The sequence below is a fragment of the Fulvivirga sp. genome (genome assembly GCF_040218215.1).
Taxonomy (GTDB): Bacteria; Bacteroidota; Bacteroidia; order Cytophagales; family Cyclobacteriaceae; genus Fulvivirga.
The window spans coordinates 105538-130632 of record NZ_JAVJQL010000015.1 but is presented as its reverse complement, the minus strand read 5'-3'; the positions used below and the strand labels follow the sequence as shown (position 1 = coordinate 130632).

27 protein-coding genes are annotated in these 25095 nt (G+C 38.3%); 9 read left to right on the top strand and 18 right to left on the bottom strand.

Annotated features, from left to right (window positions below; translation table 11 throughout):
- Positions 1–134: 134 nt before the first annotated feature.
- Positions 135–2078, top strand: a complete 1944-nt coding sequence (locus RIB54_RS12015; protein ID WP_350101130.1) for a TonB family protein — start codon at positions 135–137, stop codon at positions 2076–2078.
- 8 nt (positions 2079–2086) lie between these two features.
- On the opposite strand, the gene RIB54_RS12010 is transcribed toward RIB54_RS12015, so the two are convergent.
- Together RIB54_RS12010 and RIB54_RS12005 are read right to left on the bottom strand one after the other, a co-directional pair.
- Positions 2087–2344 carry a hypothetical protein gene (locus RIB54_RS12010; protein ID WP_350101129.1) on the bottom strand — a complete coding sequence of 86 codons (258 nt, stop codon included), beginning with the start codon at positions 2342–2344 and terminating at the stop codon, positions 2087–2089.
- A 62-nt stretch (positions 2345–2406) separates the two neighbouring features.
- The gene (locus RIB54_RS12005; RefSeq protein ID WP_350101128.1) at positions 2407–3027 is read right to left on the bottom strand and encodes a 2OG-Fe(II) oxygenase; all 621 of its coding nucleotides are present in this window, start codon (positions 3025–3027) and stop codon (positions 2407–2409) included.
- A gap of 99 nt (positions 3028–3126) precedes the next feature.
- Between RIB54_RS12005 and RIB54_RS12000 the strand changes: the two genes are divergently transcribed.
- Complete coding sequence (locus tag RIB54_RS12000; protein WP_350063521.1) at positions 3127–3576, top strand: LEA/WHy family protein; 450 nt, start codon at positions 3127–3129, stop codon at positions 3574–3576.
- On the opposite strand, the gene RIB54_RS11995 is transcribed toward RIB54_RS12000, so the two are convergent.
- The 10 genes from RIB54_RS11995 to RIB54_RS11950 all read right to left on the bottom strand — a co-directional run bounded on the left by RIB54_RS11995 (position 3573) and on the right by RIB54_RS11950 (position 13769).
- Positions 3573–4871 carry an OmpA family protein gene (locus tag RIB54_RS11995; protein ID WP_350101127.1) on the bottom strand — a complete coding sequence of 433 codons (1299 nt, stop codon included), beginning with the start codon at positions 4869–4871 and terminating at the stop codon, positions 3573–3575. The two genes, RIB54_RS12000 and RIB54_RS11995, sit on opposite strands and share 4 nt — an antisense overlap.
- A 75-nt stretch (positions 4872–4946) precedes the next feature.
- On the bottom strand, positions 4947–6320 hold the full coding sequence (gene hutF / locus RIB54_RS11990; protein WP_350101125.1) for a formimidoylglutamate deiminase: 1374 nt from the start codon (positions 6318–6320) through the stop codon (positions 4947–4949).
- On the bottom strand, positions 6320–7129 hold the full coding sequence (locus RIB54_RS11985; RefSeq protein WP_350101123.1) for an N-formylglutamate amidohydrolase: 810 nt from the start codon (positions 7127–7129) through the stop codon (positions 6320–6322). Before RIB54_RS11985 ends, hutF begins: the two co-directional genes overlap by 1 nt.
- Positions 7126–7389 (bottom strand): hypothetical protein, encoded by a 264-nt coding sequence (locus tag RIB54_RS11980; RefSeq protein WP_350063529.1) that lies wholly within the window; start codon positions 7387–7389, stop codon positions 7126–7128. The genes RIB54_RS11985 and RIB54_RS11980 overlap by 4 nt, the downstream gene beginning before the upstream one ends.
- Positions 7382–8464: a glycoside hydrolase family 3 protein gene (locus tag RIB54_RS11975; protein ID WP_350101121.1), complete on the bottom strand. Its 1083-nt coding sequence runs from the start codon at positions 8462–8464 to the stop codon at positions 7382–7384. Before RIB54_RS11975 ends, RIB54_RS11980 begins: the two co-directional genes overlap by 8 nt.
- A gap of 1 nt (position 8465) precedes the next feature.
- On the bottom strand, positions 8466–9740 hold the full coding sequence (locus RIB54_RS11970; protein WP_350101120.1) for a D-alanyl-D-alanine carboxypeptidase/D-alanyl-D-alanine-endopeptidase: 1275 nt from the start codon (positions 9738–9740) through the stop codon (positions 8466–8468).
- A gap of 27 nt (positions 9741–9767) precedes the next feature.
- Positions 9768–10280: a DinB family protein gene (locus RIB54_RS11965; protein ID WP_350101119.1), complete on the bottom strand. Its 513-nt coding sequence runs from the start codon at positions 10278–10280 to the stop codon at positions 9768–9770.
- Between the two features lie 80 nt (positions 10281–10360).
- Positions 10361–10966: a thioredoxin family protein gene (locus tag RIB54_RS11960; RefSeq protein WP_350063537.1), complete on the bottom strand. Its 606-nt coding sequence runs from the start codon at positions 10964–10966 to the stop codon at positions 10361–10363.
- Between the two features lie 13 nt (positions 10967–10979).
- The gene (locus RIB54_RS11955; RefSeq protein WP_350101118.1) at positions 10980–11459 is read right to left on the bottom strand and encodes a TlpA family protein disulfide reductase; all 480 of its coding nucleotides are present in this window, start codon (positions 11457–11459) and stop codon (positions 10980–10982) included.
- 540 nt (positions 11460–11999) lie between these two features.
- Positions 12000–13769, bottom strand: coding sequence for a chloride channel protein (locus RIB54_RS11950; RefSeq protein ID WP_350063541.1), 1770 nt, complete (start codon positions 13767–13769; stop codon positions 12000–12002).
- A gap of 93 nt (positions 13770–13862) precedes the next feature.
- Here RIB54_RS11950 and RIB54_RS11945 point away from each other — a divergent pair, with 93 nt between their 5' ends.
- Together RIB54_RS11945 and RIB54_RS11940 are read left to right on the top strand one after the other, a co-directional pair.
- Positions 13863–14807, top strand: coding sequence for an NAD(P)H-dependent flavin oxidoreductase (locus tag RIB54_RS11945; protein WP_350101117.1), 945 nt, complete (start codon positions 13863–13865; stop codon positions 14805–14807).
- A complete protein-coding gene (locus RIB54_RS11940) occupies positions 14791–15183 on the top strand; it encodes a VOC family protein (RefSeq protein ID WP_350101116.1) in 393 nt (130 codons plus the stop codon). Before RIB54_RS11945 ends, RIB54_RS11940 begins: the two co-directional genes overlap by 17 nt.
- Here the strand turns inward: RIB54_RS11940 and RIB54_RS11935 are convergent.
- From RIB54_RS11935 to RIB54_RS11925, 3 genes are all read right to left on the bottom strand, one after another.
- The gene (locus RIB54_RS11935; protein ID WP_350063547.1) at positions 15180–15446 is read right to left on the bottom strand and encodes a hypothetical protein; all 267 of its coding nucleotides are present in this window, start codon (positions 15444–15446) and stop codon (positions 15180–15182) included. The two genes, RIB54_RS11940 and RIB54_RS11935, sit on opposite strands and share 4 nt — an antisense overlap.
- Before the next feature lie 75 nt (positions 15447–15521).
- A complete protein-coding gene (locus RIB54_RS11930) occupies positions 15522–16238 on the bottom strand; it encodes a glycosyltransferase family 2 protein (RefSeq protein WP_350101115.1) in 717 nt (238 codons plus the stop codon).
- On the bottom strand, positions 16235–17743 hold the full coding sequence (locus RIB54_RS11925; RefSeq protein WP_350101114.1) for an ArnT family glycosyltransferase: 1509 nt from the start codon (positions 17741–17743) through the stop codon (positions 16235–16237). The genes RIB54_RS11930 and RIB54_RS11925 overlap by 4 nt, the downstream gene beginning before the upstream one ends.
- A gap of 116 nt (positions 17744–17859) precedes the next feature.
- On the opposite strand from RIB54_RS11925, the gene RIB54_RS11920 reads away from it, so the two are divergent.
- The 3 genes from RIB54_RS11920 to RIB54_RS11910 all read left to right on the top strand — a co-directional run bounded on the left by RIB54_RS11920 (position 17860) and on the right by RIB54_RS11910 (position 21440).
- Positions 17860–18774: a hypothetical protein gene (locus RIB54_RS11920; RefSeq protein WP_350101113.1), complete on the top strand. Its 915-nt coding sequence runs from the start codon at positions 17860–17862 to the stop codon at positions 18772–18774.
- 108 nt (positions 18775–18882) lie between these two features.
- Entirely contained in the window at positions 18883–19965 is a 1083-nt protein-coding gene (locus RIB54_RS11915; protein WP_350101112.1) for an aminotransferase class V-fold PLP-dependent enzyme, read from the top strand.
- A 2-nt stretch (positions 19966–19967) separates the two neighbouring features.
- On the top strand, positions 19968–21440 hold the full coding sequence (locus tag RIB54_RS11910; protein ID WP_350101111.1) for an alpha/beta hydrolase: 1473 nt from the start codon (positions 19968–19970) through the stop codon (positions 21438–21440).
- Between the two features lie 14 nt (positions 21441–21454).
- Here the strand turns inward: RIB54_RS11910 and RIB54_RS11905 are convergent, their stop codons facing one another.
- Both RIB54_RS11905 and RIB54_RS11900 read right to left on the bottom strand, forming a co-directional pair.
- Positions 21455–22492, bottom strand: coding sequence for a lysophospholipid acyltransferase family protein (locus RIB54_RS11905; RefSeq protein WP_350101110.1), 1038 nt, complete (start codon positions 22490–22492; stop codon positions 21455–21457).
- Positions 22489–23346 (bottom strand): bile acid:sodium symporter family protein, encoded by an 858-nt coding sequence (locus tag RIB54_RS11900; protein WP_350101109.1) that lies wholly within the window; start codon positions 23344–23346, stop codon positions 22489–22491. The genes RIB54_RS11905 and RIB54_RS11900 overlap by 4 nt, the downstream gene beginning before the upstream one ends.
- 241 nt (positions 23347–23587) lie before the next feature.
- Between RIB54_RS11900 and RIB54_RS11895 the strand changes: the two genes are divergently transcribed.
- Together RIB54_RS11895 and RIB54_RS11890 are read left to right on the top strand one after the other, a co-directional pair.
- Entirely contained in the window at positions 23588–23836 is a 249-nt protein-coding gene (locus RIB54_RS11895; protein WP_155182425.1) for a hypothetical protein, read from the top strand.
- A gap of 19 nt (positions 23837–23855) precedes the next feature.
- Positions 23856–24338 (top strand): hypothetical protein, encoded by a 483-nt coding sequence (locus tag RIB54_RS11890; protein ID WP_350101108.1) that lies wholly within the window; start codon positions 23856–23858, stop codon positions 24336–24338.
- Between the two features lie 7 nt (positions 24339–24345).
- Here the strand turns inward: RIB54_RS11890 and RIB54_RS11885 are convergent, their stop codons facing one another.
- A complete protein-coding gene (locus RIB54_RS11885; RefSeq protein WP_350101107.1) occupies positions 24346–24984 on the bottom strand; it encodes a porin family protein in 639 nt (212 codons plus the stop codon).
- Between the last annotated feature and the right edge of the window lie 111 nt (positions 24985–25095).

Genomic DNA, 25095 nt, shown 5'->3' with positions numbered 1-25095 from the left:
TGGCTTCAAACAGTCATGCTTTTTTATTTCTCTTCTTTTTAAAACAAATTATAAATTCTTTTCATCTTAATTGGATAAATCTTTATTCGCAAATATTTATATTATTGTCTAAAATTTCCTACTCAATAAATATTATGAAGTATAGGATCATATTATTGTTTTTGGTTCTCTGTAATCTATCAATTGGACAAGAAAGAATTATAACAGCAAGAGTTATTGAGGCTCAAAACTCATTGCCAATACCTAGTGCCAAAGCAGAAGTTAGAGGATCCTCTGTTAGTAGCATAAGTAATTTTTTGGGGTACTTTCAAATAACAGCTAATGTTGGAGATACTTTAATAATCTCACATCCTAGTTATGTATTTAGCCGGGTAATTATTCCTGATGCAGAATCATTTCAAATTACATTAGAACCAAAATACATTGAGCTAAAATATCTCTCTCTCAATAGTTATCCTTTAGATTCTAACACCACAGAATCCCTAATTCCTGAATTTGTTAGTGATGCTGAAGGAATTGCAACCTATTCGTCTAATTGGGATGGGTTCTATACAGAATTAGGAAATGCAATTCACAATCATCCTTCATTCTCAAAATTTAAAGAACAGTTCGAGTATAAAATTCAATTTACAGTTACCAATAAAGGTAGTATAGATAATGTAAAGTTACTGACCAAGGAATCAACCAGTTCATTTGAATATGAGGTATTTAGCTCTTCACTTAAAAGCCTGAAGCCATGGACTCCTGCTTTTTCTAATAATTTGCCGATTTCACAGCATTTCGAACTGAGTATTTCAAATGGTAACGAATTATTTACAATTGTAGAGCAAGCTGCCGCACCTCCAGGAGGGTATCAAGCATTTTATAATTATGTTGGTCAAGCTCTAAAATATCCAGAACTGGCAAGAAAAAAAGGCATTGAAGGTAAAGTATATATTCAGTTCGTTGTTGACACAGACGGTTCAATAACAGAGGTGGAGGCTGTAAAGAGAATTGGTGGAGGCTGTGATGAAGAAGCCGTAAGAGTTGTAAAGACTGCACCAAAATGGAGTCCCCCAATGCAAAGAGGCAAACCTGTTAAACAAAGAATTATAATGCCCATTACTTTTTCACTTGGCACCCACGTAAAGAGCACTCCTCCTACATTCTACGAACACATTAGTTGGTCTTTAAGGTATCCTAAAGATGGTAGAACTATGGGTGTTGAAGGCACTATGTACGCCATATTTGAGGTCAATGAATTATCAAGTATTGAAAATATTAGCTTCTTCAAAAGCCTAGGGCCAAGTTTTGAAAAAGAAATCTATGCCGCCATTTTACTTGTTCCTCCAGGAGCAATTGCCGAAAGACTTGAAGTTGCTAAACAATACATATTGCCATTTTCATTTGTATTGGGCAGCCAAATGAAGTCACCTAAAGCCGTTGATCTTCCTGACGGAATTAAATTATCTGAAATTGTAGTAACTGCTGTGGGTGTGGACCGCTCACCACCTGGCACGACTATGAGATGGGTTCCTCCTGGGGGTAGGTATGAGTCAATTGAAGATGTGGCAGATAGGAACCCTAATATTGAAAAAATATCTCTGATAAATAAAAATATACATACCATCAGTTCTAAAATTGGTAAACTGCAGCAATTAATCTTTCTCGATTTAGAAGGAAATAGTCTTAGTCAGCTACCAAAAGAGATATCATCACTTAAAAAGCTCAAAGAACTTTACGTTCCAAGTAACAAACTTGTAGCTCTACCAAATAATTTTGGCGCATTATCGAACCTAAAGGTACTGGGTTTAGCAAGCAATAACCTTAATGAATTCCCCTTACAGATAACCCAACTAACCAAATTAGAAATACTAGAATTAAGTTCGAATAATATAACTTCCATTCCCAGTGAAATAACAAACCTCAAAAAGCTGAAAGTATTGTTCTTAAATGACAACAATATTGAAAAGCTTCCAGAGGAGATTTTCACACTAAATAAACTAGAAAAATTGTATCTGGTTGGAACAAAGATCTCTCCTCAAGATCAAAAAAGGCTAAAAGAACACTTCAATAAAACTGAAGTCAGATTTGATTAATCAATTATTTAACAAACCTTACCATCTCCATCTTTTCTAACAACGCAGGCATCTGCACCCATGGATTGGGTATAATTTAGGTCGCTTTTATAAGCTCTTAGGTAGTTAAATATTTGCTCGGCTCCTTTAATCTCTATCTCATTTTCTTTTAGGAATGACTCTCCTTCCTCAATGTCAACTTGCTTGTGAGCCGCAGACATGTCTTGCAATGCGTCTTTTATTTTTTCTCCCAGAGGATCATTCTCATTCTTGTGTAAATACAGCATGTGGTTACATTTCCTTTATTACTAACTCAGTCAGGAGAAAAAATGATCCCAAAACAGAGGTTTTATAAAAAACTAAGATCAATGTACTGATCAAGCATCCAGCCTGTAAGGCTATACCTATTGGCATTACAAACTAAAACCTCATGTTCTACCACATCACTTCTAAAACATACCAAACGGCCAGCAATTGGTGCAATATCCAAAGCTCCATCTGGCAAGAACATTCTTAGCTCTCCACCATCTTCAGGTTGCCAATTTACATTGAGGTAGCATATAAAAGAGATTTTTCTATGTCCACTTTTATTAAACTGGTCAAGATGCTTTTTGTAAAATGCCCCTGGAGGATAAATGGTAAAATGCGTTTCATATTCCTTAATCCCCAAAAAGCATGTTCTATTTAGAAAATCCTTAACTGCATCAATCCTATTAAGAAAAACCTGCGTGGGTGATTTAGCATTATCATTATCAATCCATTTGATAAGGTCCTTTCGCACAGACTGATCCACCGTTTTATTATCCGAATCTCCAATAGCAGCCCTTTTAAATTTTCCATCCTTTTTATGAATGTCAAATACTTCCAAAATAGCATGTATCTCTTCCCCTGATAAGAAATTATCGATAACCGCATAATCCCTGTCGGCCAATTGGTCGGCAATCTGATCCAGGTGTTTCTCTTCAAGCATTGACATTCTGTTAATATCTAAATAAGCTGGCGCGATTTACAAAAAAAATTGGTATGATTATAGTACAACCTTTATTTAATTCTCACGTCAGAAAATAGCATGCAAAGATTAATAATTATTTCGGTATTGGTACTTTTCATATTTTCTTGCACCAGACCGGAAGAGGCTCCTAAATTTAGGAAAGTTGGTGACATAAAAGTAACCAAGGTGACGGGAAAAGAAGCCTTGCTCAATGCCAACGCTTACTTCTACAACCCAAATGATGTTAAGATGACTTTGAGAAAGGTTAATATTGACGTGATTCTGGAAGGCAAAAAAATAGGGACTATCAATCAGTCAAAACGAACAAAAATAGCCGCATTATCTAATTTTACAGTTCCGTTAGATGCCACATTTAATATAGGTGATGTTGGAATGCTTAAGAGCATAATGAGCGTTTTGGGAGGCAAAAAAATGCGTGCTCAATATAAGGGATACATTAAGGCCTCTGTTCATGGCATACCTGTAAGGGTTCCTATTGACTATGAAGAGGATATTCGGTTGCGTTAATTAACTAAAAAGAACTCAACCCTTCGGTTTCTGGCTCTACCATACTCGGTTTTATTATTACTTACAGGAAGGGTTTCCCCATGAAAATTGATAACAATCAAGTTTTCTGGAACACCCAAATCAAGAAGCAACTGTGCTACAGCCTTCGATCTGTTTTCTGAAAGTTCTTCATTATATTCAAGACTGCCCCAGTCATCGGTGTGACCAATTAATTCGAGTTTGGCATTTTTAGCAGCCTTCCACTCGTTAAACATGCCAACAATGGCACTCCGTGCCCGTGGTGTTATCGAATACTTATCAAATTCAAATTCTACCTGACCCAGCAGTGTTTTCTTTGGTATTTTAATTTCCTTTAATTCATATTCAGGAATAAGGTCAGTTTTCTTTGACTCCACTTTTTGTGCAAAATCATTTCTTTGAAAACGCTCCGCCAACTCAACAACAACTTCACCAGTACTTTGAAATGAACCCGCCTCAAGAAATACCCCTGAATCCAAAATAGCGTCACCCACATCAGCTATGGCCAATTTGATATGATACACCTGATTGGGAATGACCTTATAATGAGCCGTTAACACTGTGGTGAACCCATCAAACTGCGTATCATATTTTGGCGGAACTTCCTCTTGAAGGTATTTTTTGTTCAAAATCACGCGCCTATTCCTGACATCCCAGATGTATGGGTCTGTTGTATTGTAATAGGCATTATCGATATAATATTCACTATTCAAACCGCTATTGACTGTATTAACCGTAATGGGTGTTATGCCATCCGGAAGTCTGGCGATATTGGTTTTAGTAATGTTTGTGCCTGAAACAAAAAACCCAAATACATCATTAAACTTAGAACCCACATATTCCAGATATTCTTCAGAGGCAAAGACGTACCTGAATGACAGGTTTTCAGAAATGGTAACAAAATCAAATTCCAAGACTGACGCATCCCAGGTTTTTCCTCTGGCAATAGCCTCCAGGTCCTCGTCCCCCAGAGCTGAACTGGCCCATCCAGATCTCGGGGTTTTATTCGGTCCTATAGCATAGTAAGCATTGCCAGAAGTAAGTAAAATTCCTTTAGAAATGCCTACCTGACTGGTGCTATCTTCATAAATACTTATGGCGTGTTTTTCTCCAGTGTATTTCACATCACCTACTAATACACCATTGCCCAACAGCACTTTTTTAACCATGAAGTCAGCCGTGCGGCTGGTATCAATTACAGTCTGAGCTTTGGTTGCAACTGTGCAAAAAGCACAGAAAATCACCGTTAAGGCGCAATATTTGAATAACCGTTTCAATAAATTTAACTTGGCGGAGACCATCAAGTTAACAAATTATTCTCAGAACTGGTTTCCGAAGGGTTTGAGGAGTCGTTATCTTACCGCAAGTGCATTCATTGTTTTTACAAAATCAATGGTAACTCCATCGGCTTTCACGTGGTTTTGATCCTTTACTATCCAGCCGCCATTTACAATGGTTCCCTTTACCCAGCTACTATCTGAGGCATAGACAATGGTTGACAAACGGTTAGCCGTTGATACAGTGGAAAGTAAAGGTTTCTGCGCATCATAAACCACTGCATCCAATGGTTGTCCTATTTCAAAATAAGCTTGTTTCTGATTACCCATAGCGGCTCTACCGGCCAATTGCGACTGCTTAATGGCATATTCACCACTATCACTTATTTGATGATCAACGAAGGTACTGCGCTGATGAGAGGTTAACCTCTGACCATAATCCAATATTCTCAACTCTTCTAAAGGATTTAATCCTATATGGCTATCTGTACCGATGGACCACCGACCTCCAAGTTTTTGAAATTGCTTTAATGGGAATATGCCATCCCCGAGATTACCTTCAGTGCTCGGGCAAAGCACCACATGGGCGTTGGCATTAGCTATGCCCACCACCTCACTATCAATAAGGTGCGTGGCATGCACCAAATGATAATTTTCTGATACATCAGTATTATGTAAAAGCCACTCAACAGGTCGTTTGCCTAAAAACGCCTTGCAATCTTCAATTTCCTTAAGCTGCTCAGAAATATGGATATGAAAAGGAATAGCCAACTTGTTTTCGGCCAAAAAGGATTTTATCAACGATGGATCAACTGCTCGCAATGAATGGATACCATAGCCTAATGATGCGCCAGCATACCTGTCAGTTGCTTCTCTTGAAGCTTCCAGAAGGTTAAGGTATTCAGCTTCATCCTTTGAAATAAATCGCCTCTGTTTCACTTGTGGCTCCATGCCAAAACCCCCTTTCTGATAAAACATGGGTACGAGGGTAATTTTGATGCCTGCCTTCTCGGCAGCAGCGATTAGCCGCTCTCCATGCTCAGCCAGGTTTTGATATGGCCTTCCTTTAATATCATGATGTAAATAATGAAACTCCGCTACATGAGTGTATCCATGTCTGGCCATCTCGCTGTAAAGCATTGTCGCGACCGATTCCAGATCGTCAGGGCTCATCGTAAGAGCCAACTGGTACATAGCCTCACGCCAGCTCCAAAAATCATCTGCCACAGTTCCAGACTTATGTTTTTCGGCCAAACCAGCCATAGCATACTGAAAAGCATGTGAGTGCGCATTCTGAAAGCCTGGTAATGCATAGCCATTCACAACTTCAGCTCCCTCTATTTTCTCTTGCTGAATGGCAGTTATAATGCCATCATTATCAACACTGACTATGACGTCATCATGCCAGCCATCATTTTGAAGTAATCCAGAAAATTGAAAATGCTTCATTATAGAGAATCCATAACATTTAAAAGTGATGAGAAGGTTGACTTTAGCATGGTTCGCATTTTGTCTGCCCGTGGCTCATTATACTTCATTTCACTATCGTCCATATAGTTGATTTTTGTCATTTCAAGCTGCAAGCCGTGCTGATTCCGTTCTGGTTTGCCAAAATATCGGGTCAAATGGCCTCCTTTAAATGGTGTATTATGATTTACCTGAAGACCACTTTCACTAAGCTCAATTAATGCTGCATTCGACAGTTTTTTATCAGCGCTATTCTGCCCGTTATCACCAAGAATAAGATCAGGAAACTTTTCCTTTCTGATGGTTGGGACGAATTGGCGAATAGAATGTGAGTCCCAAAAAAGCACTTTGCCAAATTCAGATTTTAAGTCATCCAATAAGGCCTGAACTCTATGGTAATAAGGCCAATAATAAGCCTCAAGCCTTCTATCGACTTCCGCCTGATCAGGCTCTTTGCCTTCCAAATAAATATTCTCCCCAGCAAAGGTGGTAGTTGGTGTCAATGCAGTAATAATCCTTCCATCGTCATACAAAGGTTGGCTATCAGGATCACGGTTCAGGTCAATTACCCAGCGACTATAATTTGCATGAATTATGGTAATGCCCATGTCCGAGGCAAAATCATAAAGCTGATGAACAAACCAATCTGTGTCATCAGGAGCAGCAATTAATTCCTGATTGTAATAATCTTTTATTTCATCTGGAAACTGAACACCACAATGCGGTACTGAGATAAGGATAGGAACTCTCTGTGACTTCGGTTGAATTATACTGTAAGGAAGATTTTTCATTTAGCTAATGCGGCCTCCGCAATTTTTCTTTGCTGTTCTGCTTCTATCAAGGCCCTTTGTGCCATTTCATGTGCTAGACGCTCACTTGTCTCAGCGCTTTCTCTCATTCTTTCGGATTGCTCAATAGCTTCCTCTGCCCTTTGACGCCATTCCAATGCTTCCACCAAAGCATTTTCAGCCAATGTCCTTTGATAAAATGCAAATACGATACAGCCTAAACTGACTACCACTAGTAATCCAATTATTATATTCTTACCCATTGTATTTAGCTTTTAGCTTTACAATTCGCTGATAAGATTCATCAATTCTACTCATAGGAATCTTACCTTCTTTTACCAGTTTTTTGATCAGGTTATGCACCGTATCCACCGTCCTGTTTTCGCTCCCCTGTATATTATTTGAGAATATGACTACATCAATACCTGCACTAATGGAAAGCTCCAATGCCTTTTCTAAACCATAATATTTAGTGATGGCATGCATCTGCATGTCATCAGAAAACACCACGCCATAGTAACCCAAATCCTTCCTTAATAATCCTGTAATTATCGATTTAGAAAGTGTTCCTGGCAGTCCGTCCTTATCCAGTTTTTTGTTCACAATGTGGGCAGACATCACGGCATCCACCTGATTGTTCTTCAATAAAGTCTTGTATGGAGTTAATTCCTTTTTATCCCAATATGAAGTAACATCGGCAATGCCTAGGTGCGTGTCTGCCCTTGAACTACCGTGTCCGGGGAAATGTTTCAGCACACTGATTATGCTATATTTGCGCATAACCTCAGTCACTACTTGCGCGTGCATTGCCACGCTATCCGGGTTAGCGGAGTACGATCTTTTTGGCTTTGAGATGACAGGATTACCATCGACTTTAATATCAACTACCGGAGCAAAATTTACATTTATTCCAAGCCCTGCCAAAGTAGTTGCGGTCATTTCAGCATAAAACCTGGTGGTATCTAGGCTCGCTGTTTTACCTAAATATTCTGCATCGACAGATTTGGGGAAACTGTATTTTTCTTTAAGCCTGTTTACTAAGCCCCCCTCCTGATCGATGGCCACAAATAATGGCAATGGAGCATCTGCATTTAAAGCATTGGTGAATTGCTTCAGCTTAACATATGAGTTTTTTGCATCTATGTTTTTTTCAAAATAGATGACGCCCCCGACATTTCCCTTGTTGATATCTTCAATCAGTGCTTTGTTTTCCGAAGGCTGGATTCCACTCACCCCGACCATAAGCATTTGTCCTATCTTAAAATCAAGGCTGTCCTTTAACTGGGCGTTGCCGGTAAAAAATGTGCAGAATAATAGTAATCCTAAAAAATAACGCATGTTAATATTTTTGGTGAATCCCCCACAATATCTGCTCCATTCTTTTCTTTATGGGCGTTGAGCTTGTAGGATAATTGTTATTGATGAAACTAAAAATAAGCATTTTGCCTTTATTGGTAATCAAATAGCCACTAAGACAATGGTTGTTACTCAAAGTACCTGTTTTGCCATAAATATATGGCGGATCAGACTTGTAATAATTTTTTATTGTTCCTGATACTCCACCAGTGGCTAGTAAAGGAAATAACTCTTCCCTGGACTTCATAGTAAGTATTTGCTGCCACAGCCAGACAATACTTCTTGGTGTAATCAAATTATACCTTGAAAGTCCGCTACCATCAACCCACTTGGGCATATCCGGTATTGAATTGAAGTAGGTTTCCTTGATGTAATCAATCCCAATATCTGTGTCTAAAGAATCTGAAACTATGCCTGCTATCGTTAACATTAGCTGTTCAGCAATGAAGTTATCGCTGGCCTGCATCATAACTTTATACAGACTATCAGCAGGCAGGCCCTCTAACGTTTTATAGCTCGCTGGCAAAGGCAAATTAACGTATCTCACAGTTCTATTTAATGTATCTGATAGCAGACCAACGGTTATGAGTGGGTTACTCTTAACTGGCACATTTCGATCCAAAGCTTTATTGATGGCCGGAGTATAAACAAAGGCATTATTTTCATATAGTCTTGAAATTCCGCTTTCCTGAGCCGAATCGCCCATCCAAAAATATTGCTTAAAAAACTTAGGTTCTACTGAAAGATAGATGGATGTTTCTGGCTTGCTCGCCTTAAGGTAATTGCCATATTGAGGCAAAGAAGAGCGCTCAACAGCATAGCTATAGTCATAATCGTCCCAAGCCCAGCCATTACCATAATGCGAACCAGAGAAATTAGCATCTGAGAAGTAAATATCTTTTTTAGAAGACTTTAGAAATTCGTAGGCAGGACTTTCAGGAAGTTCTTCATAAAAAAGTGAAGGGTCTCCACTGCCCCAGAATATCAATGAGTCGCCCTGCTCAAAATAATATAGGGCAGGAACTCTTTCTCCTATTACTTTCAGGCTACTAAATAATGTAAGTATTTTGGTGTTGGATGCCGGAATAAAGTGTTTGTCAGCATTGTGGGAAATTAATGTTTTACCTGTTTCAGCGTCAACAACCAACAGCCCGGCATGATGCCCAAACTCCTGTTCCATAGCATCCATTTCCTTGTAGAATTTGGTGGCTCCGCAGGAACAAAGTGTTAAAAATAAAATTGCCCAGATCCATTTCATCAAGGCAATTTAACAATAGGTTATCAATTAAGAAAAATATCGCTCGTTGAGTATTCTTCTATGGTGCGTTTCATGGCCTACAATTACAAAACCTATGGCGTACACAGACATGGAACTGCCATTGGCCGTACCTGTTCTTTTGAGCATTTCATCAGAAAAGCTGCCGAAAAGGTCAACAGTTGAAGCTCTCAAGTTATTATATTCTTCTATTATCTTATAAATTTTTCGATTTGAGGCATTAGACTCTGGCGCCCACAGCTGTTCGTCAAAACCCGGCAAGTCAGTTTTATCATTTCTTGAAAACCTTAGAGCTCTGTAAGCAAATACTCTCTCAGCGTCTATGATGTGGCTCAAAACTTCCTTGATAGTCCATTTATCCGGGCCGTATTTATAATCCCCAGAGGCCTCAGAAACTGATTTCATCAGCTCTACCATTTCATTGCCACTATTGATCAGTGCTGGAATCAATTCATCATACTGAACTGCCTGAACATACTTTTGATAGAATTCTGGTATTTCTGATAAAGATGGTTTAGACATTTGTATTGTCGGTTTATAGTAAAACAAAAAAAGCCGAATGGTTTCTAATGCCATCCGACTTTTAGATCTTTAATCCTATATTAAGCTTCTTTCCACTTAATAGAGCAGCCTATGGCTTTGGTCTTAGCTGTTTCAGGTTGCTTGCCAGAAAGAAGGGCATCCACAGCATCTTCAAGATATTTCTTGTCTGCTGCACTTGCATCACGGCTGTTATTGTCAATAGCCCCAATGTAGCTTAAGATGAATTTTCCGTTCTCTTTCTTAACCACAAAAACATGAGGAGTATTGGTGGCTCCAAATGCCTTAGCAACGGACTGATCAGCATCCTGCACGTATGCATGCTCATAACCATGCTCCTTTGCATAATCTTTCATGGCTTGAAAGCTATCATCTGGAGATTTCTGTGGATCATTCGCATTAATAGCAATAACTGGGTATCCTTTAGATGCGTACTTTGCATCCAAACCCTTAATTCTGTCACGATAAGCCTTTGAATAAGGACAGGTGTTACAGTCAAAAATCAAGATTGCACCTTTGTCCGCATATTTTGACAATGTAATTGATTCTCCTTTCACACTTTTAAGCGTAAAGTCATTTACTGCATCGCCAAGTTCATAAGTACCCGTAGCAGGTGTTCCGGCAAAGAAGAGTGCCAAAGCAAATACTGATAAAATTTTAGTCTTCATTTTTTTATTGGTTTTATTTAGATATTTCTTCAATTAGTTTTTCAAGTTCTCCTTCCTTTAGCTCATGCTCTACAAAAGCCTTCTCACCTGTCGCATGATTTATAATTAATGTAGCTGGAATAGCCCCAGACCAAGAAGGCTCAACTTTGTCAATCCATGTATTGCCATCTATCTCGTCTAGCAAATAAACCTTAGAAATAATCTCCTTTCGGGCGACAAACTTGTTTACCTTCTCAAGGTCTTGCACGTAATCGATGCTGATCAGGTTTACATTAATTTTATCTTTTAATGCCTTCGCTGTCTGCTCAAAATATGGAAGTTCTTTAACACATGGGCCACACCATGTGGCCCAGAAATTGATCACTTCAATCTTCTCAGATTTGGTTTTTATCAGATTGTCTAGCCCTGCATATTTTATGACTTCTACTGATTGCGCATGGATGCTATAAGATGCGAGGATTAAAAGGAAAATTGTTGAAAATGTTTTAATCATAATAAGAAAACGAAATTTTGTTTTTTATGTTCAGCTAAACAAGTTTAGAATTTAAAAATTGTATTATTTAAAGAATTGTAATTTTGAGATATTTAGTATTGACAAATCTAAAAAAAATTGGTTCATCTGACCATAAAATTAAATTAACATATAATTAACAGTGATTGTAAGCAATTTTTCTTTTCACCACAGGTAGAATTAAAATAATTTAGTGCTCATTCTTCATAATTCATTGGTGTAATATATTCGGCATTTTGTAAAAAAACGGCCAATTAAAAAGTGTCCGTTTAGACAAAATAAAGATTCTAAAAAATCAAAGAAAAGTTTTCCACATTTTGATAAAGTTTTCCACACTCTTTTTTACATGCAACTTATATTTTTGATTATCAAGTAGTTACGTGCCAAAATTTCAATTTTCACTTTGTGGACAACTGGCTACTTGCTTTTTACGATGAAACAAGAATTTCAATTATCAAAACTTTGGAGGTTTTATTTTAGAATAAATATTTTTGGCAAGCATGTAAGTTACTGACAATGACGTTATTCCTTATTAGCCCTTATTAATTTGGTACGATATGTATTAAAAATCCTGGACTTAGATAAAAAACCCTGATACTTTCCATTGTCAATCACCGGAAGGTTCCATGCACCCGTTTGTTCAAACTTATTCATAACAGATTGCATATTTTCATGAGGGTCTACAAAGGCCGGAGGGCTGTGCATTAAGCTACTTACTTTGATGTTTTCTCTTTTCTCAAGATCAAACATAATATGGCGGATGTCATCCAAGGTGATAACTCCTAGCAATTCTTCCTTCTCATTGACAACAGGAAATATGTTTCTAGTCGACACTCGAACAAGGTCAACCAATGCATCAAGGTTTTCTTCAGGGTGTATTGTTAATAAATCATGCTCAATAATTTTTGTCAAGTCGATTTGGCTTAATACCTGGCGGTCTTTATCATATTGAATTAGGTCTCCTCGCTCTATCAAGTGCTTTGTATAAAGCGAATGCTTCTCAAAAAAGGAGCTGGTTGTAAAGGCAATGGCAGAGACCAACATCAAGGGCACAAACAATTCATACCCACTGGTAATTTCCGCAATAAGGAATATAGCAGTCAGGGGAGCATAAAGCACTCCGCTCATTACCCCGCACATACCCACCAATGTGAAGTTGCTCGTACTCACATTGCCCCAGGTAATGATGTTGGTGAACGCAGCAAAAAGGAAGCCGGTAACACCTCCAAGAAATAATGAAGGCGCAAATATTCCACCACTTCCTCCCGAGCCAATAGTTAATGCCGAAGCTACTGGTTTGATTAACACTACACCCAAAATAAATGTCAAAAGCAACCACGCATCCTCTAAATCCCCAAAAAATAGTGACCTGCTAAAAATCTCATTCTCTTTTCCTGCAAGCAAAAGTTTGATGGTATCATAACCCTCTCCGTAAATCGGAGGGAAAACTAAAATAATAAAACCGAGGAGAAGTCCTCCCACTAACGCCTTACCATAAATATCTTTTACCTTGTTTATGAGCGCCTCAATTTTATAGGTCATTCTGGTAAAGTACACAGACACAAGACCACAAACGATCCCTAATAAAATATAGAAGGGTGTATCAGTTGCGGTAAAACTGTCAACAAGCTTAAATGAAAACAGAACATCATCACCTAGCAATGATAAGGAAACCAAAGCCCCAGTTACTGAAGCAATAAGAAGAGGAATGAACATGGCAATAGTCACGTCAGCAAGAATTACCTCCAGACTAAAAATAACCCCTGCCACCGGTGAGTTGAATATGGCAGAGATGGCTCCAGCTGCACCACAGCCAATTAAAAGTGTTCTTTTTTTGTAGTTGAGGTGCATAAACCTGCCCACGTTTGAACCAATGGCAGAACCTGTGACCACAATGGGCGCCTCCAGTCCAACAGAGCCACCAAACCCGACTGTCAGGGCACTGGTGAGCATTCTGGAGTACATCTTTGTCCTGCGAATTATACTCGAATTCTTTGATACGTCATAGAGGATTTGAGTGATGCCATGACCCATTTTTTCCTTTAGTATTACATTGCTCAGTACAACAGTGAGTAGTATACCCAATAAAGGAAATGCAAAGTAGATATAGTTTTGAATAGAGATTAACTCCCTTAACTGATGCTGTATAAAATGAACGGATTCTTTAAGAACAACAGCAGCCAAACCTGAAATTATGCCTATTAACCCAGCCAGAATCAGCACAAAATTCTTGTTGCTGATATGCTTTATTCTCCAAACGAGAAATCGTACTAGTGGCGTTTCATGCTTCAAGAGCCTGCGATTTATTTACAGATTTTTGCAAATTAAAAACAATAGCTTTTATAAGGTAATGTTAGTAGTTTAAAGTTGATCTTTTATTATCAAATGAATAGGATAACCGAACTTTTTAAAATTAAATATCCTGTTATCCAGGCAGGTATGGTATGGTGTAGTGGCTGGAGACTGGCTTCGGCAGTTAGCAATGCCGGTGGCCTTGGCCTTATTGGTGCAGGGTCAATGCACCCTGAATTATTACAGGAACATATTAGAAAATGCAAAGCAGCAACCAGTTCACCTTTTGGCGCAAATGTTCCGCTGCTATATCCGGAAATTGATAAGATAATGGACATCATCGTCAAAGAAGGTGTCAAAATTGTATTTACATCTGCTGGTAACCCTAAAACTTGGACTGCTTTTCTAAAGGAAAAACAAATAACAGTTGTTCATGTGGTGTCCAGCTTAAAGTTTGCACTTAAAAGCCAGGAAGCAGGAGTTGATGCTGTAGTAGCCGAAGGTTTTGAGGCCGGTGGACATAATGGAAGGGAAGAGATTACTACTTTTTGTCTAATTCCTGCTGTGAGCCAAGCCCTAAATATACCAGTGATTGCAGCTGGGGGAATTGCTGATGGACGCGGAATTTTTGGGGCAATGGCCTTAGGTGCAGATGGTGTGCAAATAGGTACCCGGTTTGCCATAAGTGAAGAGTCATCGGCACATCCAAACTTTAAAAGCCGGGTAATTGAAAGTATAGAGGGTGAAACTACCTTAACACTAAAGCAGTTGGCTCCGGTAAGACTGATTAAAAATGATTTTTATGAAGCTATAAATACGGCTGAAAAACACGGTGCTGATGTCGATACTCTGAGATCAATTTTAGGCAAAAGGAGATCAAGGCTTGGGATTTTTGAAGGTGACCTAAAAGAGGGGGAACTTGAAATAGGGCAGGTTTCTGCATATATTAATGACATTAGACCCGCAGCTGAGATTCTTAAAAACATGTGGGTAGAATATGAACAGCTAAAAAGGGACTTCTATGAAAGAAATTCTTAAAATAAAAGAGACTTGTCTCTATATCCATGATCTGGAGGCCGCTAAGTTGTTTTATAATGAGAAGCTTGGATTAGAGATTATACATTATCAACCTGAAAAGCATATTTTCTTTCGGGCAGGCCAATCCGTTCTACTTTGTTTTAATCCAGATGATTCGAAATTAAAAGTATCTCCTCCACCTCATTTTGCAGAAGGAAATCAGCACTTCGCTTTTGAGGTTAAACAATCTGACTACGAAAAATGTAAAGCGAGAATTGAATCGCTGAATATCCACATTATCGATAAGCTAGTATGGAAATCTGGCCAGGAATCATTTTATTTTAATGATCCTGAAGGCAATGTTTTGGAAATAGTGCCCGTAGGCGTTTGGGACTAGTTGTCTATAGCTAACCCAAAACGGTTCATAACACTAGTCTTACTTTTAAATGAAGTTTCATTGGTCGTTTCTTTTGAATAAACATTCTCAATCCAATGTTTATAATCCTTATACTGGACACACTCAGTTAAAAGCTCTTTTTCGGTTTGAATTTTAATGGTGGTATCAAGCGTAAGCCATTCTCTTATGGCCAGTTGCTCATTTAATGGCAAATCACTAATTTTTATGTATTCTATCCCCTTATATACCTTGCCTTGAATCATTCCACTACATTTAGAAATAAAGTAAAGGTAAATATAACTTTACTATTAAAAGGTAACCTGTAAATTAACAAATGGTTAAAACAGGTTATATCTTAATATACAATAAATTGCCCTGAATCCATCGCGCCAATTTATCTTTTTGCCTTCTGCATAAGTACGGCCATAGTATGATATTCCAACCTCATAAATCCTAATACCTTTTATTTTTGAGAGCTTAGCCGTGACTTCGGGCTCGAAACCAAAGCGTTTTTCCTTTAACTTTAAACCCTGGGCAACTGAAGTTTTCATCAGCTTATAGCATGTTTCCATATCTGTCAAATTAAGATTGGTAAACATGTTTGATAAAAATGTAAGTACTGCATTGCCAATTGAGTGCCAGAAAAATAATATACGATGCGGGTTGCCCCCAATAAACCTGCTGCCGTAAACTACATCAGCCATGTCTTCTAAAACAGGCCTTAGCAAGATGTTATACTCTCTGGGATCATACTCCAAATCAGCATCCTGAATTATCAGATATTCACCGGTGGCTTCAGCTATACCTCTATGCAAAGCCGCTCCCTTGCCCATATTTTTAGGTTGGCTGAAATATTTTATCCCAAGCTCTTTATTAGATTCTATGTAGTTTTTTATTGCATCTTCAGAGTTATCGGTTGATGCATCATTAACCATAACAATTTCCTTCTCAATGTTCCCATTGATTTCAACATCCTTTATTTTGTTGAGGATTAGGTGTATGGTTTTCTCCTCGTTGTACACGGGAATTATAATGGACAACTTCTCTACAATCATCTTTTAAATTTTAATAGAAAGGTATCAGGATTTTTGAGGTGCAGTACCTGCTCAAACCTATTAGGATATTGGCGCACTGCGGGCAACAGATATTGTAGAGTGTTTCCATAAACCTGATCAATTACAACATAATCAACTTTCTGCCTTTCCAAATGTGCAAGAAGTTCGGCTGCATCTTGAGTAAATTTGTACCGCATAGTAAAATTATCACCTGCATAGGTGTAGAATAATGACGGTTTACCGCAGCCTACTACTTTGCCTTTTTCATTGTTTTTCATCCATTGAGCCACCTCAAAATATCTTTGCCAGGCCGGTGGAAAAGGTGCTTTGGCTGTTTCATGGAGTTTGACAAATGAGCTTGCGGTTATCAGTAATAAACCCAAACCCAGGTACTGCAAAGCAGGTTTTTCAGCCATTGACCTCTTCAATTGTAGTATTCCGTTGAATAAACCAAAAAACAATATTGGAATTATTGGCACGATGAACCTTACTCCTATCCACACTTCTGGCCAAATCATCAAAATACCAAAAGTGCCAAGCAGGTACCCAACTAATGTCCATCGATATTTATTGGTCTTGTAAATTCCATATCCTATTAAAATCAATAGTATTAACCCAAACACCCACGCTACACCACTGATAGGAGCCCTATAATCCGGGCCGAATGTGAAAATGGAGTCAGGGATCTCTCTTGTTACATATCTTGAAAAGTTGTTTAAAACACGATCGATAAAATCTGACATGGAGGCATCACCTAATCCGGGATTGTACGGGTTAATCAACTTAAGTTGATTCATATAAGATGCCCCTCCCATACTTTGCCCACGGATAAACCAAGGCAAAGCACCTATGACAAAAGCACTTATAAAGGCCCCCATTAGTTTGATTCGCTTATTCAGCAACATATGTAAACAGAATCCTGCCAGTAAGGCTATGCCAAGTGACCGGACATAATAAGCCATTATTGTAGCCAACACAACTATTATCCAATTCTTATCTTTCCAATAATTGCCTTCAAAGTTTATTCTTCCATAAAAATAGATCGCCAGCAACGAAAAAAACATGTACGGTATCTCCGACATGATCAATGATGAATAGAATAACAAGTGGCTATTGAAAATAGCTGTTAAGGTTATAACAAACCCAAGAATATAACTTTCAGAAATTTTGGTGACCAATAAGAAGACCAGCCATAATGAAGCTGCGAGAAAAATTTCATTCAAGACTTTTATAGCCACAATACTTTCTGAAAATATCAGAAAAGTGCTGATGATAACAGGATAGCCCGGAGGGTAATGGTTATTTGGACTTTTAGAGATTTTGGAGATATCAACATATCCTTCGCCTTGAGCGATGGATTTTCCAAGTGAATAATAGCTTGCATTGTCACCCAACAAAGCAAGTTTGTTATCGAAGGAATATGTGGAAGCAAATAGAAAAGCTACTGCCAGCGCACCAAGCAATATCCATCTGCTTTTATATCCTGTGTAGTTACTATTGTTCATTTTAAATTTTAAAGGCGTAAATATAAGGATTTAATCATCTTCCCATTATTCATAAATTGAACTATTAGAATCATATTCAATAGTTTGGTGTTTAGTTGTTTTAACCCAAGAAAATCATGTTATCAATAATACTCAGAGCCGCTCTTATTTCAAGTTTTCTAATGCTTTCAGTCACCAGTTGCCAGAAAAAGGCGAACTCAAACCACAGGGCGATATCATCAGTATCCACTCCTGAGTTTGCTGACTATTGGTATGCCGGAAAAGCCGAGCTCGTTTCATACAATTTGAAACAGTCAAGATATGGTGAGGTGCATGATGGTAAGGCTGTATTAATATTCGTTACCGAGCCCTTTTCTAAGAAGAAGCAAGTAAAGCTTGACAATGGAGAAGCAGCAGGAGAAGACAAGCAGACAGTTTTAAAACTAAATTTTACTAAAAAATTTACAACTGGCATTTATCCTTATTCCATGATGCTGTCTGCTTTCACGCCCGTTGAATTAAATAAATATCCCAACACACCTAAAGTGACTATGAGCTCACAAGAGTGGTGTGGTCATGTGTTTAGTCAGATGAATCTTAAAAAGAATGAATATGAGTTGGCTTCTTACTCTTATTTTGAGCAGGAAGGGGATGCTAATTTTAATTTGGACAAAGCCCTATTGGAAGATGAGCTTTGGAACAGAATAAGGCTAGACTACAAGTCCTTGCCTACTGGAGAATTTGATATTATTCCAGGCCTCTTTCATACCAGGCTACTTCACAAAAATTTAAAGGCTGTAAAAGTGCAAGGTGTTTTAGAAGAGAAGGACACTATCAACTCTTATACAATAATATATCCGGACAGAACGCTTAAAATAGAATTTGAAAGCACATTCCCTTATAAAATATTAGGCTGGGAAGAAACATTCAAAGGTATTGGAAATAAATTACTGACGACTACGGCAACCATAGATAAAACACTTAACACTGACTACTGGAGCAAAAATAATAACAAAGATAAGTACCTGCGAGACTCACTAAATTTGCAGTAGTCATGGCTTTGCTTAAATTTATGAAGTACTAATCTTTATTGAATGTTATCATGCCAAAAGGAGTTGTTTTCATTAGACGGTAAAGCAACTTATATTAATTGTGCCTACATGTCACCACTGTTGAAATCTGTTGAAAATGCAGGCAATATAGGAATAGCAGCTAAGAGAAATCCTGTCCAGGTAACTCCCGATGATTTTTTTAAGGATACAGAGTTATTAAGAGCAGAATATGCAAAACTTATCAATGTTCCTGACCCGAAAAGAATTGTCGTAATCCCTTCCGTGTCTTATGGTATTTCAACAGCAGTAAAAAACATCAAAGTCAAGGCGGGACAAAAAATAATCGTTCTTGCTGAACAGTTTCCCAGCAACTATTACCCTTGGAAAAGACTTTGTGATGAAAATGGTGCTCAGCTAGTGGTCGTAAATGCCCCAAAATCAACTGATCGTGGACAAGCATGGAATGAAGCCATATTAAATTCTATTGATGGCTCAACAGCAGCTGTAGCTATGGCTCATGTTCATTGGGCTGATGGCACAAAATTCGACTTAGAGGCTATTCGTAAAAAAACCAATGAAGTTGGTGCCTTATTAATCATTGACGGTACGCAGTCCATAGGCGCTTTACCTTTTGATATTCAAAAAATTAAACCCGATGCACTAATTTGTGCAGGCTATAAATGGCTACTAGGGCCCTACTCTATTGGACTCGGATATTTTGGTGAAGCCTTTGACAACGGTGTGCCTTTAGAAGAAAACTGGATCAATAGATTTGAGAGTGAAAACTTTGCTGGTCTTGTAAACTATAATGACGACTATCAACACGGAGCATTAAGGTATGAGGTGGGTGAACATAGCAATTTCATTTTGGTTCCTATGCTTCTGGAGTCTATCAGACAAATCAATCAATGGGGTGTTGAAAATATCCAGGAATACTGCAAACAACTTTTGGCTGAAGCAAATACTGCTCTAATGAATCATGGCTATACAATCGAGTCTGAAAAATATCGTGGACACCATTTATTTGGTATCCGATCTGCTGATGCTTCACGAATGGAAAAATTAAAGGTAAAGCTGAGTGAAAACAAAATCTCCGTTTCGGTTCGTGGTGATGCTATCAGAGTATCGCCTCATTTATACAATGATTCAAATGACGTTCAAAAGTTTGTTGATATCCTAACCTCCATATAATTATGAAAACCTTAAAATGGGTCTTGATCAGCATTTCTGTACTAGCTATAGGTTATGCAGCTGGGCCGAGTGTTGATATTGCTCCTCTTACTAAAGACCTACCTACAGTCCCATCGGACCTATATGAACTTGAAAAATTTGTTGATGAAAAAGAAGCGGCCATTCCAAATATTAAACCAGACAATGAAGGGCGGATAATTTGGTACGATTCAGTACCAACAAAAACAGAATATAGCATGGTCTACCTTCATGGCTTTTCAGCCAGTCAAGAAGAGGGTGCCCCTATTCATGAAAACCTGGCAAAAAAATATGGAGCTAATTTATACCTACCGAGAATTACTGGCCATGGGCTTATTGAAGACGAGCCGATGCTCGATTTAACGGCTGAAGAAATGATGGAAAGCGCGAAAGAGGCCATTGCCATAGGTATGCAGCTTGGCGAAAAAGTTATATTGTTAACTACCAGTACAGGTGGTACTTACGGACTCTATCTGGCTGAAGACAATCCTGCTATTGCTGGACTGATCCTTTACTCTCCCAATATTGACATTTATGATGAAAGTTCATTTTTACTAACAAAGCCCTGGGGCTTGCAACTGGCAAGACTAGTCGTTGGCTCAGATTATAATCAGTGGCCGCTTGACAGCATTAGCGCCAACTACTGGACCAACAAATACCGACTTGAAGTGCTTACTGAGTTGCGCGCCTTAGTTGATGAAACCATGACACCAGAAACTTTTGAAACGGTCAACTGCCCTGTGTTTATGGGATACTACTATAAAAATGATGCTGCTCAGGACAACACAGTTTCCGTACCTGCTATGCTCACCATGTATGATCAACTTGCCACACCAGATGATAAAAAAAGAAAGGTGGTTTTTCCAGAGGCAGGGCATCATGTTATTGGGTCACATCTAACATCAGGGGCTGTGGAAGCAGTACAAACTGAAACTGAAAAATTTCTTGAAGAGGTAATTGGACTAAAGCCTGTTGTGAATATGGCCGCTTATGCCCCGCAAACTATTGATGATAAATTGGCAATAGATATCAACAAGTATCTTATTTCAGATTATCTGAAAAGAGAAGCTAAAATAATGACTGAAAAAGACAGAAAGTATCAGTTTTATAAAATTGACCTAAATGAAGATGGTGTGGATGAGATACTACTTCGGTTTGAATCAACTTTCTTTTGCGGAAGCGGTGGATGCACGTATTTGCTACTAGATGCCAATTTTAATACCATTACACAATTTACTGTAATGAATGCCCCCATCTATGTAGAGCCTAAAACTGAAAATGGTTGGAAGTTATTACTGGTAAGAAGCGAAGGTGAATTAAAAGAACTGAAGTTTGAAGGTGGTTCTTACCCTACCAACCCTAGTGTTTTGCCAAAAGCACCATATGATGCTCCTAGTCTAAATGCTCAAGTGCTGTTCGATGATGCCAGTATAAAATCAAAAATTTATACATTCTAAATTTCAACCTGGTTTTACTTTACCGAACTGATCATTGGCATAGTAACCATACATGCAGTGAAGTATACTATACCCGCCCAATCGCTAAGCCAATAGGTTATTGCAAGCGACTGAAGAGTAAAGAAAATAGGAAATAGGAAAATACCTACACAAAACTTTATAGAGGCGACCATGACCGGATCTTTGATGCCTCTTTTTATACTGAACCAAATGCTGAGTGGCAAGATAGCGTTTAAAATAAACGGCAATTTTAACAGCTTTTTGATTCCCGAATCAGATTTAGTCAGAGGCTCAGGTGGATAATTATCCAGATTTTGGAGCCTTAAATTAGTTTCAAATGGATTTAGAAAGTCTGGGTTAGTAGCTGTCAGTCTTTGTAACTGTTCCTTATAAGTACTCTGATCTTCAATATGCGTAATCAGGGTTTTTAACCTTTTAGCAACAGCCTCTTTTAACTTCAGCGAATCTTGTTTGAAATCTCCAGTATAAAGTTTTTTTACATCAATTGGGTCACCAAAATAAAGGCTCACACTACCTCTGTACTTCTGATGATGAGTATAATTAATACCCACAGGCACTACCTTCAAATTCAAATTTCTGTTAACATCAAGTGCCCCTAAGGCTATGCGTGTAAAGCCTTTACTCAATGGTCTGAGCCTTCTGTCAAAGCTGTGGTTTCCTTCCGGGAAAATCATAAACGCCTCTCCCTTCAACAACACCTCCTTGCATCGCTCAAAAATTTCATCATTTAGAAACAGCGAGTGCCTTCCATCCCTGATTCTGTAAATGGGCATCATATATATGAGTGTCAGTAACTTTTTTAAAAAAGGCCTTTTAAAAACATCCGCTCGGGCTACAAAATGTGTTTTGCGCTTATTTTGAGTAACTACCAGCAGCGCATCTACTAATGCATTTTGGTGATTAGCTACAAAAATTACAGGGTCTTTGTCAGGAATATTACTGCTGCCAACCACCTTCAGTTTTTTAAAAAACAGGTTCAACCCAAGGTTGACGTAGTTAAGCAGTAAATAATAGAAAAGGCGATGTATCATGCAGACTGCCAACTTGTTTTGCCAGACCAATAACTACTCAAAATTAGGCCCGATACGATGTGCCAAATGCCCCACCATGCAGTGATCATGGCCATACCGCCAAGTCCATCAAAAAATGTGAAAATGATCAGCAGCCCCAACCCCGAATTTTGAATTCCGGTCTCTATGGTGATTGACTTGCGATCTTCATCTGAGAGTTTAAATAAGGTAGACAGGCCATAACCGCTAATAAATGCCAACCCATTATGAATCAGCACAAGGTATACTATAAGCTGAAAGAACTCCAGGAAAATGGACATGTTGTTTGAAAAGGCGATGACCACAAAAGCCACGAAAATGATGATGGACAATGGCTTGAGCCATTTTTGTAAAAGCGCTGCAGTCTGAGGCTTTTTTTGTCTTAACAGCATTCCAAAAATTAGCGGAAGCACAAGGCTGAGCAATATGACTTTTAATACTTCAGCGCCATCAATACTTACCTGCCGCATGATGGCAGCTGTCGGTTCATATAGACTTGCCCAAAACCCAAAATTGAGTGGGGTAAGCAATAAAGCGGCCAGGGTGGAAAATGCGGTTAGACTTACAGAAAGTGCCACATTACCTTTGGCGAGCGACACCATAAAATTAGAGATATTACCACCAGGGCAAGCCGCCACCAGCATCATACCCAATGCTATGCTCGGCTGTGGCTCCAGCGAAATGATCAAAAGAAAGGTGATTAAGGGCAGCGCTATAAATTGAGAGAAAATACCAATCAGCGCTGATTTAGGTGATTTCAAAAGGCTCGTAAAATCCGCTTTTGTTAAATTGAGCGCTACGCCAAACATGATAATGGCAAGGCACAGGTTAAGCACCCAAAGTGAGCTGTTATTAAAGTTGAGATGAATGCTATCTATGACTCTTACGGTTTTAGTTTATTTTTCGAATATACAATTTTTTAACAAGCGAACGTTTGCGGTTCAATGCGGACAAACTTACCATTTCATGCCCGATATCGGCCAATTTGGGCTCCAATCGCAACTTTTTGGTTTGCAATGCTGTTTAATTATCACTAAATTTTTTAAATTTTCAATTATTTTTAATGCTTGGTTAGTTATGGAGACTGTAGAAACGACATTTAAATTAACATTTACTCCTGAGCAGTATGAGCATGCCGTGGAGTATATTGAAGACATGAAGAAGCACCCGAGAAGAGTGTTTTGGCAGGGTAAAGAAGGTAAAAGTGATCAGGAATTAATCTATTCCCACATTGCGCACAGAATACTTTCTGGTTTTTATAATAACTACGATCCTTCCTTTGCCAGAAGACAGATTGTAGATATGACCAATAGGAAGTCTGCTTGATTCCTTTAATTGCTGCTATATGGCAATTTTAACGCTATCTTATAAACTTTCTGATTTTAATAGAGATCCTATTATATATATGGAGTTAAGCTCTCACAAATCGGAAATATTATCCCCAAGATTAATCCTTCAAGAAACCAGTTCTGATAAAAAATGGATAGGAAAAACAGACAAAAAAAATAACCGTTTTGTCGTGTCTCTTCTTATAAATAAATGGCTTGGTTATAGACGTTCTTTTATTAAGATTTCTGGTGTAGGAAACAAAGAAACTAATGAATTCAAAGTATGCTTTAATCCCTCCATCTATTTCGCAATTAATTACATTGGATTGCCAATATTTATCTTCTTGGTATTATTTGAGTTGTCCTTGGGGTCATTTAGCTACCTTATCCCAATCGGAATAATAGTACTTAATACAATTGTCTTTAATCACGAACTAAGTAAGTCAGAGACTCAAATCGAGTCATTCTTGGAGGATTTGACCAATGCGTCAGAGACTTAATTCACGTTTAAAACTTAATTCCCAAGTCCAGGGCGATATAGTCATTTTTCATTGCTAAATCACCTCCAAGTCCGTCAACGGATTCACTGATTATGTTCACCAATCCGCGGTGGTAGGATATTCCACCAAATACCATGGTGGAAGTGCCTATCTGGTATTCCATACCAAGGCCAGCCAGTAGTGAGGTGTCAAATAACCTGAAGTCCTCCACTATAACATTATCCTTTAATTTCTCTTCTACATTAAACTCCAGTGCGGCACCAAACTGGAAATAAATGCGCTTATCCAACGAAACTTCATTGGTATACAATTTCATCGAAACGGGAATTTGAACGTACTGCAGGTTATACTCCTCTTTGGTTGGTGGTGTGCCTGTGTTTACCTTATCTCTTTGCTCAATTCCTACTCTTTTAGAAGCGTAGAATACTCCAACATTAAAATAATAGTTGTCTGTAAGTTGTATGTCTACAAATGGTCCAGTCGCTATTTTTAGGCCCGTACCATCAGTCTCAAGATCATAAACATCCGAAGTAAAATCAATTCTGTTTGATGATAGTATTGGTGAGAACTGAAAGCCAATTTTGTACTGAGAAAAAGCCGAAAACGATAGTGACAATAAAAGGATAAGAAGCAGATTTTTTCTCATAAGAACATAATTTTTGGTTACTTAGCGAAGTTGTATAAACAATCAATATTAGTCCTACTTTGTCAAGTTACAAAATCAATTTTGATATGTACTTGCCCGGCAGGGAGCAAG

Excerpts from the sequence above, each read along its gene's own strand:
- RIB54_RS12015 (WP_350101130.1), top strand. The coding sequence starts at position 135 with ATGAAGTATAGGATCATATTATTGTTTTTGGTTCTCTGTAATCTATCA.
- RIB54_RS12010 (WP_350101129.1), bottom strand. The coding sequence starts at position 2,344 with ATGCTGTATTTACACAAGAATGAGAATGATCCTCTGGGAGAAAAAATA.
- RIB54_RS12005 (WP_350101128.1), bottom strand. The coding sequence starts at position 3,027 with ATGCTTGAAGAGAAACACCTGGATCAGATTGCCGACCAATTGGCCGAC.
- RIB54_RS12000 (WP_350063521.1), top strand. The coding sequence starts at position 3,127 with ATGCAAAGATTAATAATTATTTCGGTATTGGTACTTTTCATATTTTCT.
- hutF (WP_350101125.1), bottom strand. The coding sequence starts at position 6,320 with ATGAAGCATTTTCAATTTTCTGGATTACTTCAAAATGATGGCTGGCAT.
- RIB54_RS11985 (WP_350101123.1), bottom strand. The coding sequence starts at position 7,129 with ATGAAAAATCTTCCTTACAGTATAATTCAACCGAAGTCACAGAGAGTT.
- RIB54_RS11980 (WP_350063529.1), bottom strand. The coding sequence starts at position 7,389 with ATGGGTAAGAATATAATAATTGGATTACTAGTGGTAGTCAGTTTAGGC.
- RIB54_RS11975 (WP_350101121.1), bottom strand. The coding sequence starts at position 8,464 with ATGCGTTATTTTTTAGGATTACTATTATTCTGCACATTTTTTACCGGC.
- RIB54_RS11970 (WP_350101120.1), bottom strand. The coding sequence starts at position 9,740 with ATGAAATGGATCTGGGCAATTTTATTTTTAACACTTTGTTCCTGCGGA.
- RIB54_RS11965 (WP_350101119.1), bottom strand. The coding sequence starts at position 10,280 with ATGTCTAAACCATCTTTATCAGAAATACCAGAATTCTATCAAAAGTAT.
- RIB54_RS11960 (WP_350063537.1), bottom strand. The coding sequence starts at position 10,966 with ATGAAGACTAAAATTTTATCAGTATTTGCTTTGGCACTCTTCTTTGCC.
- RIB54_RS11955 (WP_350101118.1), bottom strand. The coding sequence starts at position 11,459 with ATGATTAAAACATTTTCAACAATTTTCCTTTTAATCCTCGCATCTTAT.
- RIB54_RS11945 (WP_350101117.1), top strand. The coding sequence starts at position 13,863 with ATGAATAGGATAACCGAACTTTTTAAAATTAAATATCCTGTTATCCAG.
- RIB54_RS11940 (WP_350101116.1), top strand. The coding sequence starts at position 14,791 with ATGAAAGAAATTCTTAAAATAAAAGAGACTTGTCTCTATATCCATGAT.
- RIB54_RS11935 (WP_350063547.1), bottom strand. The coding sequence starts at position 15,446 with ATGATTCAAGGCAAGGTATATAAGGGGATAGAATACATAAAAATTAGT.
- RIB54_RS11930 (WP_350101115.1), bottom strand. The coding sequence starts at position 16,238 with ATGATTGTAGAGAAGTTGTCCATTATAATTCCCGTGTACAACGAGGAG.
- RIB54_RS11925 (WP_350101114.1), bottom strand. The coding sequence starts at position 17,743 with ATGAACAATAGTAACTACACAGGATATAAAAGCAGATGGATATTGCTT.
- RIB54_RS11920 (WP_350101113.1), top strand. The coding sequence starts at position 17,860 with ATGTTATCAATAATACTCAGAGCCGCTCTTATTTCAAGTTTTCTAATG.
- RIB54_RS11915 (WP_350101112.1), top strand. The coding sequence starts at position 18,883 with ATGTCACCACTGTTGAAATCTGTTGAAAATGCAGGCAATATAGGAATA.
- RIB54_RS11910 (WP_350101111.1), top strand. The coding sequence starts at position 19,968 with ATGAAAACCTTAAAATGGGTCTTGATCAGCATTTCTGTACTAGCTATA.
- RIB54_RS11905 (WP_350101110.1), bottom strand. The coding sequence starts at position 22,492 with ATGATACATCGCCTTTTCTATTATTTACTGCTTAACTACGTCAACCTT.
- RIB54_RS11895 (WP_155182425.1), top strand. The coding sequence starts at position 23,588 with ATGGAGACTGTAGAAACGACATTTAAATTAACATTTACTCCTGAGCAG.
- RIB54_RS11890 (WP_350101108.1), top strand. The coding sequence starts at position 23,856 with ATGGCAATTTTAACGCTATCTTATAAACTTTCTGATTTTAATAGAGAT.
- RIB54_RS11885 (WP_350101107.1), bottom strand. The coding sequence starts at position 24,984 with ATGAGAAAAAATCTGCTTCTTATCCTTTTATTGTCACTATCGTTTTCG.